Source organism: Pseudobacillus wudalianchiensis, from assembly GCF_001685015.1.
Taxonomy (GTDB): Bacteria; Bacillota; Bacilli; order Bacillales; family Domibacillaceae; genus Pseudobacillus; species Pseudobacillus wudalianchiensis.
Map to the genome: position 1 here is coordinate 394,884 of NZ_MAYT01000023.1, position 14,611 is coordinate 409,494.

The window sequence follows — 14,611 nt, forward strand, 5'->3', positions numbered from 1 at the left end:
TAAAAAGCTGAACCCTATCCGGTTCAGCTTTTTTCGTTTAATTGATTTAATTTCGAAGAGTGTTCTGTTTCCCACAGCTTTTCAAAAAACGGCTGCCCTTTTATCAGATTTTCACAAAGACGATCGTGGCGGCTTGTCCACCCTTCTAGTGCTTCCTCAAGGAAAATCCGCTTGATGTCTTCCATGTTCATCGTCTGAATATCTTCATAGCGTTCTGGCATCCACTCTGTATACCAATAACGAATTTCTGCTGAGTTTTTAGAAGAAAATAATTGATCAAGTGCCATAAATAAGAGCTGTTTTAGTTGTCTTTCTTTTCTTGTCAATCCGCTCATGCTCTCAGGAGAAAGCGATAAAATATGATATTCCTTTTCTTCCATTTCCCATTCTAGCTCATAGGAAGTAACAGGATGAACTTCAAACATCTCGAAAGCTAACTGTTCTTGCCTTGGTACAAGACGGCTTTTTCGAACTGGGATTGTGTAACCCATCGTATCAACAGCTAAAATGCCTTTTCCATCCGTGACGACGAAGCAATGTTCAAGTTGAATCCGCTCATGATTTCTTCTCAGGAAGGCTTTTTTCCGAACATCCTCAAGCATTTGTTTTGGTAATTCCGCTAATTGATTTTCAATATAATAAAATAATTTCTCATCTATTAGAAGCAGAGGCACCTGATCTAATAGCTCGACAGCGTCCTCTTTGCGCCATTCATGATAATGGCATACGTTGTATCCGTTTTCCTCCCCTTCAAACCAGTTCACCCAGACATCATGAAGATATAACATAATGAACCTCCTCACTTCTTCATCTATTTGTCTTAAAGTATGGGCAAAGCGAAGTAAAATTATTCCTTAAACGACTATTTTTTCTTTATTGCCTCGTTGGAAAATAAAGAGCGGCTGTCATCATGAAAACGCCAGCGGCCAACAAATAACATTCCGTTCGTTCAAATACAAATTGGAAATATTCCTGCACAGTGAATCCGGCTGTCAGCAAATTTAAATACATGATACAGCTTACTCCACCAAGAATGGACAAGCCGAATCCGATTAAAAAGGCAACTAGGCGTAGGGCCATTTTCTTCTTCCTTTGTCAATTGATTAGGCTGCAGCAGCTTGTCCTATATATGTATGCCTTTTATAAAAAAAAATGTCCAAAAGACTTATTAGAATACAACTTTCGGGACGGACATACTGTCTGGAAAATGCTGAAGTAAACAAAAAGATGAATAAAAGTCGATCTTTTATTCATCTTCTTCATGTAGTTTATTCAGGTTTGTATTTACGCAAAGCGATGGTTGCATTGTGGCCGCCGAAGCCAAGTGAGTTGCTGAGAGCCACGTCTATTTCTTTTTTTCGTGATGTGTTCGTTACGTAATCTAAATCACATTTTGGATCTGGTGTTTCGTAATTAATCGTTGGCGGTAACATGCTGTTTTTGATCGCCAAAGCGGTAAAGATCGCCTCTACTCCTCCAGCAGCACCAAGCAAGTGGCCTGTCATGGACTTTGTTGAGCTGACCGCTAATTTATAAGCATGTTCACCGAATACATGCTTAATCGCCGTTGTTTCAAATTCATCGTTATACGGTGTACTTGTTCCATGAGCGTTAATATAGTCTACGTCTTCCGGCTTAATTCCACCGTCTTCAAGCGCTATGCTCATCGCTCTCGCTCCACCTTCTCCATCTGGTGCTGGTGCTGTAATATGATGGGCATCACCTGTGGAACCGTAACCGACAATCTCTGCATAAATGTGGGCTCCGCGCTTTTTAGCATGTTCAAGTTCTTCCAGAACAACGATACCTGCTCCTTCTCCCATAACGAAGCCATCACGATTCGCATCAAACGGACGGCTTGCTGTTTTTGGATCAGGATTTGTCGATAAAGCGGTATTCGCACAGAAACCAGCTACAGACATTTGGGTAATTGGCGCTTCACTTCCTCCTGTGATCATTGCATCTGCATCTCCGCGTTGAATCACTTTGAAGGCATCACCAATCGAGTTCGTACCAGTTGCACATGCTGTTACTGTACAAGAGTTAACGCCTTTCGCTCCTAAGAAAATAGATACTTGTCCAGCCGCCATATCTGGTATCATCATTGGCACAAAGAATGGACTGACACGGCGGTAACCGCGATCAAGGAAGGTTTTGAATTGGGTTTCGAACGTTTCCATACCGCCGATTCCAGAACCAACCCAAACACCGATGCGGTCAGCATTTGATTCATCAATTGTCAAATCAGCGTTTTTCACAGCCATCTTCGCTGCTGCAACCGCATATTGTGTAAAACGGTCCATTTTGCGGGCATCTCTTTTATCCATAAAATCTTCCGGGTTGAAATCTGTGATTTCTGCCGCTACCTTTACTGGATAGTCATCCGGATTTACTCTTGTTAACGGCTTAATGCCACTAACACCACTTAAAATATTAGCCCATGCTTCTTCTACTGTACTTCCAACGGGCGAAACAATTCCAAGCCCGGTAATTACTACTCTGCGTTTTTCCACTTTTTCCACTCCTTAGCATTGATTCAATAACTATACGAGTCTAGCGTCCCCATCTCATTGCAATCGCACCCCATGTGAGTCCGCCGCCAAAACCAACCATAATTAACAAATCATCGTCTTTAATTTTTCCTGATTGAAGCTCTTCCATTAACGTGATCGGTATAGAAGCAGATGATGTGTTTCCGTACTTGTTAATTGTGACTGACATCTTTTCTTGAGGCAAATCTAATCGCTGGCGAGCTGCCTCCATAATGCGAATATTTGCCTGATGTGGCAGTAAGAAGTCAACGTCTTCCTTTTGAAGACCTGCTTTTTCTAATACGTTTACGCAAGACTCTCCCATTTGGCGCACAGCAAATTTGAACACTTCCCGGCCGTTCATTTTAATATAATCCTTTTGATATAAATGCTTTAGACCAGAACCATCCGCACCAAGTTCAAAAGATAAAATACCGCGTCCTTCTGATACCTGGCCAAGAACAGCCGCTCCGGCGCCGTCACCGAATAAAACAGCTGTATTCCGGTCTGACCAATCCACTGCTTTTGTTAGTTTCTCCACACCTACAACAAGGACATACTTATAATCATTCGTTTCAATGAATTGCTTTCCCGTTACAATCCCGTACATGAAACCGGCACAAGCTGCACTAATGTCCATAGCCGCCGCATTTTTTGCACCAATTTGATGCTGAATCATCGTCGCAACGGAAGGGAAACGGTAGTCTGGAGTCACGGTCGCCACAATAATTAAATCAATTTCCTCCGGAGAAATTCCTGCATTCTTCACAGCTTGCTCGGCTGCTTTTACTCCCATATCGGATGTATCTGTATCATCATCTGCGATTCTTCGAGATTCAATTCCTGTTCTTGTCCGAATCCATTCGTCTGACGTATCCATTATTTTTTCTAAATCAAAGTTTGTCACTTCTTTTTCAGGCACAAATTGGCCCATTCCAATAATCCCTGCGTTCATCAGGTTCCCTTCTTTCAACTGCTTATTAGTATATAATCAATTATTAAGACTTGGTACTAATTTTACTGAAAAAAGGCTGATTTTGCAATAGGTGAATCCTGTCATTTTACGGCGTGTGAGGGATGATCCTGTCTACAAAAAAGGGGCGGCTCCGTGTTTGGAGCCGCCCCTTTTTACTTTTAATCCTGTTGTGCGTCTTTTTTGCCTAACTCATATGCTTCATTCATCACGTTCAAGAACATGCTCATGAATGGTTCTATTAAATCCATTGAAAACTCAATGCCCGACTCTTTTAGTTTTTCTTGCGCTTCCGGCAAGTATTTCATCGCAATTTGCATGAATTCCATGTTTTTGTTTTCGTTCATTTTTATTCCTCCATTTGCTTATTCGGCAGCTTGCCAGTTTTGATATACTGGTCAATATACCCTTTTATTTTCTTTTGAAAAGCTTTATCTACTTCCGGGCTAAACGGACTTAAGGAAATTACTCCGTCCGCAAAGTCAAAATGAAGATTGCCAGATTTCAATTTTCCTTTAACGAATTCGTCAGCAACGAGCAAGTACAGTTGATCTACGTGCTGAACTGTACTCGTTAAGACCGTATCTCTTCCAAGATCTGACTGATCCGATACATACCCAATTGCATACAGCCCTCTTGCTTTTAGCCTTTCAATAACAGGTACATTATAGCCATCTCCGGCTGGATAGACAACATCGGCGTCCTCTTCTGTTACTTTATCGAGCAGCTGCAGTGCTTTATCGGTGTTATCCCAATTTTCAACGTACTCGGTGACGACGCGAATGTCTTTGCGTTCGAATTCTGCACCTTCCACAAATCCTTTTACTTCCGGCTGCCATTTATAAGTTGCTACCACACCAATGGTCCCTGTTTTAGAAAAATGAGCGGCTGTCATTCCCCCAAAGAACCCCATCGCATGGGCTTCAAATTTCAAACTTGTTGTATTTTTCTCGTTAGCATTGCCATTAAAACTAACAAAGTGCATATGAGGATAATCAGGAGCGAGCTTGTTGAAATAGTCGGCGTATTCACTGCTATGGCCAAATACAATATTGACCCCTTTATGTGAAAACTCCTCGACAGCCCGTTCTACTAGTATTTGAGAATGAATGTTTTCTTTATAAAAAATGTCTACTCCATACTTATCTTGAATTTTCAACATTCCCCTGTATCCGTTTGTTCCCCACACTTGATCGTTAATTGTATCAGGAACAAGCAAGCCGACTCTCTCCAGTTTGTCTTCTTTTTTCTCTGAACAGCCTGGAAGAACTATAAGTAAACAAATCCCTAGTATAATTAGTAATCTTTTGTTGAACATGTTCTTTCTCCTTTTATAGACAAACACCCACCTTCCTTTATCTTAACTGTATTTAGTAAGAAGAAAAAGTTTTTTTACGTAAGATGAATAAAAATGTTAATAATAATGACAAAAATTCATTTAAATCTGTTTCTTTATTGTGCTATGATTAGTGTTGGCTTATATACATATCTTCTTTCGAAGGAGGGATATTCCATGCAATATATCATGACTTTCTTTTGGACTTTCTTATTAACGGAAATGTTAACATATGTTGTTAGCTCAATGAACGGCTCTGAATTCAGCTTCATGACGGGCTTAATGCTTTCAATTCTTGCTACTATCATTCTGTTTATTCTTTCTACACTTATCACAGACGAGCATGCCGGACAACATTAATTAAAAAAAGCAGCTGCAAATGCAGCTGCTTTTCTTTTATATAATAACAAGCTCTTCATTTTCAACATCGACTGTCGCTTCACTGTGAGGAGGAATAGCCCCGGAAATAATTGCACGAGCAAGCTTCGTTTCAATTTGATGCTGAATAAAACGCTTTAATGGCCGTGCTCCATATACAGGATCGAACCCCTCTTTTGCAATAAATTCCTTTGCTTTTTCTGTAAGCGTCAAATTAATTTGCTGATCCTCAAGCCGTTTTCTCAAGTCATTGACCATTCTTTCTGCAATCCCTTTAATATTTTCGAGACTTAATGGCTTAAAGAGCACGATATCATCTACACGATTTAAAAACTCAGGGCGGAAATGGCTTCTTAGCTGCCGCAGTACTTTTTCTTTTGTTTCCTCTTGAATTTCTTCTTCATTTTCTTTGCGATCAAGCAAATATTCAGAGCCAATATTAGACGTCATAATCACGACTGTATTTTTACAATCAACAGTCCGGCCTTGTGAGTCGGTAATCCGCCCATCGTCCAGCATTTGCAGCAAAATATTAAATACTTCTGAATGCGCCTTCTCGATTTCATCAAGCAGCACAACAGAGTATGGCTTTCTGCGCAAAGCTTCTGTCAGCTGACCGCCTTCTTCAAAACCGACATATCCGGGAGGTGCACCGATTAAGCGAGAAACCGCATGTTTCTCCATGTACTCCGACATATCAATACGAATCATTTGCTCTTCGCTGTCAAACAATGTACTAGCCAGCGTCTTCGCCAGCTCGGTTTTTCCTACACCAGTCGGACCTAGGAAAATAAATGAACCGATTGGACGGTTTGGATCTTTAATTCCAGCACGAGCACGAAGGACTGCATCGCTGACGAGTTGAACAGCTTCATCCTGTCCGACAACGCGCTCGTGCATAATGCTTTCTAAGCGAAGCAGTTTCTCCCGTTCTCCTTCCACGAGCTTTGTTACAGGTATGCCTGTCCAGCGCGCTACGATATCGGCAATTTCCTCCTCTGTCACTTCTTCACGGAGTAAGCGGTTATCGCTTTTATTGGCTTGCTCCATTTCTTCCTCTAACCGGGCAAGCTCTTTCTCGACAGCCGGGATTCTGCCGTGGCGAAGCTCAGCAGCCTTATTTAAATCATAACGGCTTTCCGCATCTTCTAATTCTCTTCTAAGCTTTTCAAGCAATTCTCTTTTTTCCTGTACCTGCCCAATCGCTTCTTTTTCAGCAGACCAGCGCGCTCTCATTTCATTTGCTTTTTCTTTTAAATTCGCCAATTCTTCCTGCAATTGCTCTAATCTTTCTTTACTCGAGAGATCCGTCTCTTTTTGAAGAGCCGCTTCTTCAATTTCTAACTGCATGACACGACGGGTTACTTCATCCAGCTCGCTTGGCATTGAGTCGATTTCCGTTCGGATTGTTGCACAGGCTTCATCCACAAGATCAATGGCCTTATCCGGCAGAAAACGGTCGGTAATATACCGATTGGACAATACGGCGGCGGCAACGAGTGCGCGATCGTGAATTTTTACCCCGTGATGGATCTCAAACCGCTCCTTTAATCCCCGCAAAATGGAAATAGTATCTTCAGGTGTCGGCTCTTGAACGAGTACTTGTTGGAAACGACGCTCTAATGCTGGATCTTTTTCAATATATTTTCGATGCTCTTCAAGTGTGGTTGCACCAATACAATGCAGTTCTCCCCGTGCAAGCATTGGCTTTAACATATTGCCGGCATCCATAGCCCCTTCTGTTTTTCCAGCTCCAACAATCGTATGCAGCTCGTCGATGAACAGTAAAATACGGCCGTCACTTTTTTTAATTTCATTCAATACGGCCTTTAGTCTTTCTTCAAACTCTCCGCGAAATTTTGCGCCGGCAATAAGCGCACTCATATCAAGCGCAAAAATCGTTTTATCCTTTAATCCTTCTGGCACATCTTTACGAACGATTCTTTGTGCCAATCCTTCAACGATCGCCGTCTTTCCGACCCCTGGTTCACCGATGAGAACTGGATTGTTTTTTGTTTTCCGGGAAAGAATGCGAATGACATGGCGAATTTCATTGTCACGGCCAATCACGGGATCAATCTTTCCGGAACGAACTTCCTCCACTAAATCACGGCCATATTTTTTTAATGCTTCATAGCCTGCTTCCGGCTGTTGTGATGTCACTTTTTGATTCCCCCTTATCTCTTTAATTGCTTCATTTATTTTGTCTTTCGTCAGTTGTTCCTTTTCTAAAAACTTCTTTACTGCGTAATCGCTTGTCACAGGCAGAACCGCAGCAATATGTTCAACCGATAAATACTCATCCTCCCACTTTTCCTTTAGCCGCTCCGCTTCATTCAAAGCAGATTGCAAAGCTGCTGAAAGGTAGGCTCCGTACTTTACTCCCGCTCCAGCAATCGATGGTTTCTTTGCGAGCTCTTCCCGCAAAAATGAAATCCATCTATCATTATTACTGCCTGCTCGTTCTATAATTCTTGCCATAAGGCTGTCAGGCCGGTCGATCAGAGCCAGCAGAAAATGGGCAAGATCGATTTCTGTGTGTTGGTTTTCTTCTGCAATTTTTTGCGATTGAGCCAATGCTTCCTGCACTGACAATGTCATCCGTTCGATATCCAAATTGCTCTCCACCTCTCTTGACCTTTTTTGACCTTTGATTAGATTATATTTCCTTCTAGCTAAAAATGTAAAGCAATAAGGAAAATGAAGGATAAATTTTAAGTGGATGATTCTTTTATCAGAAAAGAGGATCTTTATATTCTCTTTCCCAATTACACTGCATTATAAAAGTGAAATGAACGAAACGGAGAATGCTAAAGAGGAAAATGATTGTATACGATTAAAATGAGGGTTGGCAGATTAATTGCTTTATTTACCTGCCATGACGGGTTATTTACTCTCACAGCACTTTTCCTTTCTGATTAAAATCAACAGGCACCAGCTTCTGAGAAACCGGTGCCTGTTGGGTCATTACTTTATTGAATGCCAAGAGCAATCTTAGCGTAGCGTGACATCATGTCTCGTGACCATGGCGGGTTCCAAACAATGTCCACTTCTATCTCTTTCACTTCTGGAATATCTGCGAGCGCTGCTTTCACCTGATCTACAATAATGCCGGCCAGCGGACAGCCCATTGAAGTTAATGTCATGGTTACTTTCGTTTTACCTGCTTCGTCCATATCCACATCATATACGAGCCCAAGATTGACAATATCAATGCCAAGCTCAGGGTCAACGACTTGCTCAAGCGCTCCTAAAATATTTTCTTTCAGATCCTGATCCATTCTTCTTCCTCCTTCTAGCTTTGGGTTACTCCTATGATAACAAAGCAACGGACAAATTATCACCTAGAACGCTTATTTTCCAACAAAGCGGTAAATTTAATGTAAATATCTATGCTTTATTGGACATAAGTATGGAAGTAAGCGTACACTGAAAGAAGAGAAACGATGAAAGGGAGTGTCTGCAAGTCAATGGCTGAAAAACATTTAATTGTCGTCGATTTAGATGGAACACTGCTTACGGATGATAAACAGATCTCCACCCGTACAAAACAAGTGTTAAAAAAAGCAATGGAGCAAGGCCATGAAGTCATGATTGCGACAGGGCGTCCGTATCGCTCCAGCGGACTTTATTACCATGAGCTGGGATTAGTAACGCCTATCGTCAATTTTAATGGCGCCTTTGTTCATCATCCGAGAAACAATAACTGGGGAATCTATCATGAACCAATGAACATCAAAACAGCTGCCGAAATCGTAGAAGCATGCCACGATTTTGATTTTCATAACATTATTGCAGAAGTTCAGGATGATTTGTATTTCCACTACCATGATGAACGGCTGATTAACTTATTTAATTTAGGGGAACCTTCTATTACCACTGGCGACTTGCGCCAAATACTTATGGATGATCCTACCTGTATGCTCATCCATGCCACTGAAAAAACAGCCCCTCTCATTCGCGATCATTTAAGCGAGGTTCATGCCGAAGTCATTCATCATAGACGTTGGACTGCCCCATGGCATGTGATTGAGCTAGTTAAATTAGGCCTGAATAAAGCAATAGGCATCCAGCGGGCAGCTGCTGACTTGAATATTCCTAAAGAACGGATCATTGCTTTCGGTGACGAGGACAACGATTTGGAAATGATTGAATATGCAGGCACCGGGGTGGCAATGGGCAATGCGATCAATGAATTAAAAAACATTGCCAACGAAGTGACCTTAACGAATGAAGAAGATGGAGTAGCGATCTTTTTAGAGGATAAACTAAACATTACCATTGATGAAAAATCAGTGATTTAAAAAGAGCCGGCATTGCACGCTATCCTTGCGTACAAGCCGGCCCTTTCTATCTTTAATCCTTCCTGAAAAAACCAAAAATACCTGCTGTTTCTACAATGTTGGTGAAAGCATTTGGGTCTACTTCTTTTATAATTCGTTCTAAATCGTAAAGCTCATATCGTGTAATGACAATCATCAACATTTCACGCTCATGACCTGAGAAAGCCCCTTTTGCCGGCAGCACTGTGATTCCCCGCACAAGCTTAGCATGAATCGCCTTTTTCATTTCTTGGGATTTATCGGTAATAATCATGGCGGTCAATTTAGCGTGGCGGGTATGAATCGCATCGACTACGCGTGTAGAGACATATAATGCTACGAGCGTATATAACGCTTTTTCCCAGCCAAAAATGATACCTGCCAACAAAATGATAATCCCATTCATTACGAGGAAATAGTTCCCGATTGGCCGATCCTTCATTCTAGAAAGAATCATCGCTACGATATCAAGCCCACCAGTTGATGCCCCCCACTTTAACGTGAGCCCAACACCTGTAGCCCCAATGACACCGCCAAAAACAGCATTTAAAATAATATCTTCGGATACCGCTTTTACCGGGATCAATTCAAGAAAAATGGTAGAAATCACAACTGATAAAAAACTGAAAACCGTAAAAGACTTTCCTACTTTGAACCAGCCTAGAAGCGCTACAGGAATATTTAATAAGACCAGTAAGAATCCTACAGATACATTAATTGGCGTAAAAGAAGTAAAAATATTGGACAGCAGCTGAGCTACGCCTTGGAAGCCGCTTGCATATACATTTGCTGGGATTAAGAACAAGTTCATGGATAGGGCATTTAAAAAAGCACCAATAATTACAATCATTACTTTCTTTGATAAACTCCAAACTGACTCTTTTACCAACTTCTCTCCTCCTCGTTCTGCTGCTAAGCAGCTGGGGTTAAATTTAATTGTTATTTTCCGGTGAAGCCTTTACAATTATTACAGATAAAGGGGGTATTCAACAAATGAAGCTATTCGCTGATTCAGGGTGCGATCTGCCACTCCATTTTTTTGAAAGCCATCAGGTCACACTCATTCCGCTTCATGTTCATTTGTATGGCAAAGATTATGAAGATATAAAAGGCATCGATCCAAAAGAAGTATACAAGGCTATTCGTCAAGGTGAAATGCCGAAAACGTCCCAAATTTCCCCGCTTCTGCTCGAAAAACTATTTACAGAACTTGCGGAAAGCGGCGAACCGGGTATTTATCCTGCCTTCTCTTCTGCCCTTTCCGGTACATATCAGACAGCCGTCATGGTTCGCGATCAAGTAAAAGAAAAGTACGCTGACCTTGATCTAACTATTATCGATACGAAGGCCGCCTCCTTAGGCTATGGCTTAATCGTCATGAGGGCCGCTGAAAACTTACAAAAAGGCTGGTCAAAAGAAAGCATTATAGCGGACATCGAATTCTATTGTCAACATATGGAGCATATTTTCACCGTTGAAGATTTGAATCACCTTGCTAAAGGCGGCAGACTCTCAAGCGGCGCCGCTTGGATTGGCGGATTGTTAAACATTAAGCCAATTTTACACGTAAGTGAAGGAAAACTCATCCCTATTGAGAAAATTCGCGGTCGTAAAAAGGCATTTAACCGGATGCTCGATATGATGGAGCAGCGCGGAGAACAGCTTAACAAGCAACGAATCGCGATTAGTCATGGTGATGATCCTGAAGCAGCCGAACTGCTAAAAAAGATGATTGATGAACGTTTTCATTCTCAAGAAATTTTTACCCATATTATCGGTTCAGCAATCGCTTCTCATGCAGGACCAGGCACAATTGCCCTATTTTTCTTAAATAAAGTACCATCATCCTAAATTGAACAAATAGAAAGGTGGAAAAGACATGTCAAAAGAAAACTCATTTGATATTGTGTCAAAAGTAGATTTTTCGGAGGTAACGAATGCCATCACCCAAGCGTTAAAGGAAATTCAGACACGCTATGATTTTAAAGGAAGCAAAAGCGACCTTTCACTCGATAAAGAGGAACTCGTTCTTATTTCAGACGATGAATTCAAATTGGAACAACTAAAAGACGTACTAATCAGCAAGCTCATTAAACGTTCTGTACCTGTAAAAAATCTCGACTATGGAAAAATAGAAGGAGCCTCGGGCGGCACTGTCCGTCAACGCGCCAAACTGGTACAGGGCATTGATAAAGAGACTGCTAAGAAAATCAATTCACTTATTAAAGACAGTGGACTAAAGGTAAAATCACTAATTCAAGGAGACCAGCTGCGGGTAACAGGCAAAAGCAAAGATGACCTTCAAAAAGTCATGTCTCTTGTCCGTGAAGCCGATTTGGCTGTAGATGTGCAATTTGTTAATTTTCGTTAATCCTTATGTTAACCGGATGGAACTACTCCATCCGGTTTTTTTATGGTTAAACACAGATATGCCGGGTAAACATAACGTGGACATAGAATTTATATAAGGAGTGATTCGATGAGTCAGCAAGAACAAAAGCAAACTTTTCCAAAACAACATCAAGACGTGCATTCGGGAAAAACAGAGCTGATGCATCCGCAGCCTGATCATGTGGACAGTGACTATAAAGGCAGTGGCAAACTGGAAGGCAAAAAAGCATTGTTAACCGGTGCGGACAGCGGAATCGGCCGGGCAGCAGCTGTTTACTTTGCCCGCGAAGGTGCCGATGTTGCCATCGTTTACTTAGAGAACCATGAGGATGCAGAAGAAACGAAAAAACTCATTGAACAAGAAGGCCGGCAATGCCTCCTCATCGCAGGAGATATTGGCTCTGAGGAATTTTGTCAAGAAGCCGTGCAAAAAACACTCGATACGTTTGGAAGAATCGATGTTCTCGTGAACAATGCGGGTGAACAGCATCCGCAAAACAGCCTGCTTGATATTACAGCCGAGCAGCTCGAAAAAACGTTCCGCACGAATATCTTTGGCTACTTTTACATGACGAAGGCTGCGCTTCCTCATCTCCAAAAAGGAGCAAGCATTATTAATACAGCCTCGATTACTGCCTATAAAGGAAATCCAACATTGATTGATTATTCAGCAACGAAGGGAGCGATTGTTTCCTTTACACGATCTCTTGCTGCCTCGCTTGCTAAAGATGGTATTCGTGTAAATGGCGTAGCACCAGGTCCTATTTGGACACCGCTCATCCCTTCTACTTTCTCTGCGGAAAAAGTGTCCAAGTTCGGTGCTGATACACCATTTGGCCGTGCCGGACAGCCTTACGAGCTGGCACCTGCTTATGTTTTCTTAGCAAGCAATGACTCCAGCTATGTCTCCGGCCAAATGATTCATGTGAACGGAGGAACGGTTGTAAACGGGTGATAACGAAACAAAAAGGGACTGCTTACTATGCAGTCCCTTTTTGTTAATTTTATTGGCGAGATGCTTTTCCCCTCTTCCATACAAGATAGAGGAAAGCCATAAAAATAATATAGACAGCAGCGAGAGCCGCGATAAATAACTTATTCACTCCTACCTTCTCAGTAAGTGCATATATTTCTGCTGTCTCCCTATCGAGTATGAGAGAAAACTTTTCTTCTTCCGGACGAGCCAGTCCTCCTTCAAGCAAACCCCGCAATTCTTTATTGCGATCGAGCTCTTCAGCTGGAATCGTTACCTTTTGCGTTTTATTTGAATTATTGACTGCCACAATCAGTGTTTCATCTTTATACTGACGTTTAAATACCGTCATACCATCTTTATCATAAATCGGTTCATAGGAGCCGCGTGTTAACGCTGGAAGCTTTTGACGCAATTCCCCAATTTCTTTCATATGATCAATTAATTCCTGATCTTCTTTGAAGCTGAGCAGACGATGACTTTCCGGACCTTTTTCCCCATTAAGGGCCACTTCTGAGCCATAATAAACAACCGGCACGCCTGGCACGGTATATAAATAGGTTAAGGCCATCATCCATCTTGTACCTGGAAACATGTTTTCTTCTACCGTTTTTTTCGTAAAGCGATCGGTCTTGCTAGAATCTAGATAGTTGGCTAGCAACAGCGAACTCTCTTCCGACTCTTTCTTTAAAAGGGCAGCACTTTGATTAGAAGGTTCATTTACATTTTTAAATTGCTCTTGAAGCAAGCCCGCAAGTTCTGCATTCATCACACTATCAAGACCAGATTTTTCAAAGTGCTTAATATCCGTTTTTCCATCATTGCCGCCAAGCAAAAAGAAGTTTTTCTGTTGCTGCTTCAGTTGGGCAGAAAAATCTTGCAGGAAAGAAACGGGGGCGTTGGCAGAATCGCTTAAGTAGTACCCATCAATATCCGCTTTCTTCATCCACCACTGACCAACTTTGATCAATTCCTGCTTCACCGCTTCATTTTCAAGGTTTAGCACAGCCATTTGACCGAGCCACTTTTCTTCTGCATGGCCACTTTTTGTAACAAACCAATCTGCTTTTGCTGCATCCTTTACCCATGGGTGAGATGGGCTCACCTGCATAATAGGAAAATCAACAATGACTTTCATATCCCGGTCATGCGCTTCCTTGACGAGATGATTGAGTTCTTTCAGGGAACCGAACTGTTTATTCGTTTTATAGAAATCAGTGATCCAGTAGCCATGATAACCACCCTTTGCGTTTTCAAAAACTGGGCTAATAATGATAGAAGTAATCCCCATATCATGCAAATAGTCCAGCTTCTCAGCCGCACCAGTGAAATCCCCGCCTTGATAGGCTCGCAGATCATGATTATTAATCTCTTTATCATTCTTATTATCACCATTATGAAAACGATCGGTCATTACATAATACATTGTTTCATCTTGCCACGTTCGTTCTTCTTTTTCTACAGCGCTAACAGGTAAGGCGTATAAAAGAAGAAACGGCAATAAGACGAGCGAAAATAATGTTTTTTTCACTTCCGCTTCCCCCTCCAAAAAATGATCGTACCGCTTCTAAGATTACGCTTTTCCGGGACAGCCGTCAAACGCAAAAAAAGAAAATTCAACAAATCTACAAGAAATAGGCAGTCAAACAAAAGTAAACAACCAGTCGCCGGCAGATTGCCAACAACTGGTTGTGCAAAAGGTATTTT

At 41.7% G+C, this 14,611-nt stretch carries 15 protein-coding genes; 5 read left to right on the top strand and 10 right to left on the bottom strand.

Annotated elements, in window-relative coordinates; translation table 11 throughout:
- Positions 1–23 precede the first annotated feature (23 nt).
- From A8F95_RS12580 to A8F95_RS12605, 6 genes are all read right to left on the bottom strand, one after another.
- On the bottom strand, positions 24–788 hold the full coding sequence (locus A8F95_RS12580; RefSeq protein ID WP_065410814.1) for a YjbA family protein: 765 nt from the start codon (positions 786–788) through the stop codon (positions 24–26).
- A gap of 85 nt (positions 789–873) precedes the next feature.
- Entirely contained in the window at positions 874–1,080 is a 207-nt protein-coding gene (locus tag A8F95_RS12585; RefSeq protein ID WP_049660700.1) for a YuzI family membrane protein, read from the bottom strand.
- A 188-nt stretch (positions 1,081–1,268) separates the two neighbouring features.
- Positions 1,269–2,513, bottom strand: coding sequence for a beta-ketoacyl-ACP synthase II (gene fabF / locus A8F95_RS12590; protein ID WP_065410815.1), 1,245 nt, complete (start codon positions 2,511–2,513; stop codon positions 1,269–1,271).
- 40 nt (positions 2,514–2,553) lie between these two features.
- Positions 2,554–3,486 carry a beta-ketoacyl-ACP synthase III gene (locus tag A8F95_RS12595; RefSeq protein ID WP_049660697.1) on the bottom strand — a complete coding sequence of 311 codons (933 nt, stop codon included), beginning with the start codon at positions 3,484–3,486 and terminating at the stop codon, positions 2,554–2,556.
- Between the two features lie 179 nt (positions 3,487–3,665).
- Positions 3,666–3,851, bottom strand: coding sequence for a ComZ family protein (locus tag A8F95_RS12600; protein WP_049660696.1), 186 nt, complete (start codon positions 3,849–3,851; stop codon positions 3,666–3,668).
- A gap of 2 nt (positions 3,852–3,853) precedes the next feature.
- Positions 3,854–4,822 carry a BMP family ABC transporter substrate-binding protein gene (locus tag A8F95_RS12605; protein WP_065410816.1) on the bottom strand — a complete coding sequence of 323 codons (969 nt, stop codon included), beginning with the start codon at positions 4,820–4,822 and terminating at the stop codon, positions 3,854–3,856.
- A gap of 195 nt (positions 4,823–5,017) precedes the next feature.
- Here A8F95_RS12605 and A8F95_RS12610 point away from each other — a divergent pair, with 195 nt between their 5' ends.
- Entirely contained in the window at positions 5,018–5,200 is a 183-nt protein-coding gene (locus A8F95_RS12610) for a YjzD family protein (RefSeq protein WP_049660693.1), read from the top strand.
- 36 nt (positions 5,201–5,236) lie between these two features.
- On the opposite strand, the gene clpB is transcribed toward A8F95_RS12610, so the two are convergent.
- Positions 5,237–7,834 (bottom strand): ATP-dependent chaperone ClpB, encoded by a 2,598-nt coding sequence (gene clpB, locus A8F95_RS12615; RefSeq protein ID WP_065410817.1) that lies wholly within the window; start codon positions 7,832–7,834, stop codon positions 5,237–5,239.
- A gap of 356 nt (positions 7,835–8,190) precedes the next feature.
- On the bottom strand, positions 8,191–8,499 hold the full coding sequence (locus A8F95_RS12620; RefSeq protein WP_065410818.1) for a metal-sulfur cluster assembly factor: 309 nt from the start codon (positions 8,497–8,499) through the stop codon (positions 8,191–8,193).
- Between the two features lie 189 nt (positions 8,500–8,688).
- Between A8F95_RS12620 and A8F95_RS12625 the strand changes: the two genes are divergently transcribed.
- On the top strand, positions 8,689–9,522 hold the full coding sequence (locus tag A8F95_RS12625) for a Cof-type HAD-IIB family hydrolase (RefSeq protein WP_065410819.1): 834 nt from the start codon (positions 8,689–8,691) through the stop codon (positions 9,520–9,522).
- Between the two features lie 52 nt (positions 9,523–9,574).
- Here the strand turns inward: A8F95_RS12625 and A8F95_RS12630 are convergent, their stop codons facing one another.
- Positions 9,575–10,390 (bottom strand): YitT family protein, encoded by an 816-nt coding sequence (locus A8F95_RS12630; RefSeq protein ID WP_065410928.1) that lies wholly within the window; start codon positions 10,388–10,390, stop codon positions 9,575–9,577.
- 143 nt (positions 10,391–10,533) lie between these two features.
- Between A8F95_RS12630 and A8F95_RS12635 the strand changes: the two genes are divergently transcribed.
- The 3 genes from A8F95_RS12635 (at position 10,534) to A8F95_RS12645 (ending at position 12,886) form a co-directional block, all read left to right on the top strand.
- Positions 10,534–11,391, top strand: coding sequence for a DegV family protein (locus tag A8F95_RS12635; RefSeq protein ID WP_065410929.1), 858 nt, complete (start codon positions 10,534–10,536; stop codon positions 11,389–11,391).
- Positions 11,392–11,419: 28 nt separating this feature from the next.
- Entirely contained in the window at positions 11,420–11,911 is a 492-nt protein-coding gene (locus A8F95_RS12640; protein WP_065410820.1) for a YajQ family cyclic di-GMP-binding protein, read from the top strand.
- A 108-nt stretch (positions 11,912–12,019) separates the two neighbouring features.
- Positions 12,020–12,886 carry an SDR family oxidoreductase gene (locus A8F95_RS12645; RefSeq protein WP_065410821.1) on the top strand — a complete coding sequence of 289 codons (867 nt, stop codon included), beginning with the start codon at positions 12,020–12,022 and terminating at the stop codon, positions 12,884–12,886.
- 49 nt (positions 12,887–12,935) lie between these two features.
- Here the strand turns inward: A8F95_RS12645 and A8F95_RS12650 are convergent, their stop codons facing one another.
- On the bottom strand, positions 12,936–14,435 hold the full coding sequence (locus A8F95_RS12650) for an alpha-amylase family glycosyl hydrolase (RefSeq protein WP_065410822.1): 1,500 nt from the start codon (positions 14,433–14,435) through the stop codon (positions 12,936–12,938).
- Positions 14,436–14,611: the final 176 nt, after the last annotated feature.

What these genes read in the sequence shown, in the direction of transcription:
- A8F95_RS12640 (WP_065410820.1), top strand. Translation starts at nt 11,420, where the DNA reads ATGTCAAAAGAAAACTCATTTGATATTGTGTCAAAAGTAGATTTTTCG.
- A8F95_RS12610 (WP_049660693.1), top strand. Translation starts at nt 5,018, where the DNA reads ATGCAATATATCATGACTTTCTTTTGGACTTTCTTATTAACGGAAATG.
- A8F95_RS12585 (WP_049660700.1), bottom strand. Translation starts at nt 1,080, where the DNA reads ATGGCCCTACGCCTAGTTGCCTTTTTAATCGGATTCGGCTTGTCCATT.
- A8F95_RS12600 (WP_049660696.1), bottom strand. Translation starts at nt 3,851, where the DNA reads ATGAACGAAAACAAAAACATGGAATTCATGCAAATTGCGATGAAATAC.
- A8F95_RS12645 (WP_065410821.1), top strand. Translation starts at nt 12,020, where the DNA reads ATGAGTCAGCAAGAACAAAAGCAAACTTTTCCAAAACAACATCAAGAC.
- A8F95_RS12580 (WP_065410814.1), bottom strand. Translation starts at nt 788, where the DNA reads ATGTTATATCTTCATGATGTCTGGGTGAACTGGTTTGAAGGGGAGGAA.
- A8F95_RS12605 (WP_065410816.1), bottom strand. Translation starts at nt 4,822, where the DNA reads ATGTTCAACAAAAGATTACTAATTATACTAGGGATTTGTTTACTTATA.
- A8F95_RS12595 (WP_049660697.1), bottom strand. Translation starts at nt 3,486, where the DNA reads ATGAACGCAGGGATTATTGGAATGGGCCAATTTGTGCCTGAAAAAGAA.
- A8F95_RS12630 (WP_065410928.1), bottom strand. Translation starts at nt 10,390, where the DNA reads ATGATTGTAATTATTGGTGCTTTTTTAAATGCCCTATCCATGAACTTG.
- A8F95_RS12625 (WP_065410819.1), top strand. Translation starts at nt 8,689, where the DNA reads ATGGCTGAAAAACATTTAATTGTCGTCGATTTAGATGGAACACTGCTT.
- A8F95_RS12635 (WP_065410929.1), top strand. Translation starts at nt 10,534, where the DNA reads ATGAAGCTATTCGCTGATTCAGGGTGCGATCTGCCACTCCATTTTTTT.
- A8F95_RS12620 (WP_065410818.1), bottom strand. Translation starts at nt 8,499, where the DNA reads ATGGATCAGGATCTGAAAGAAAATATTTTAGGAGCGCTTGAGCAAGTC.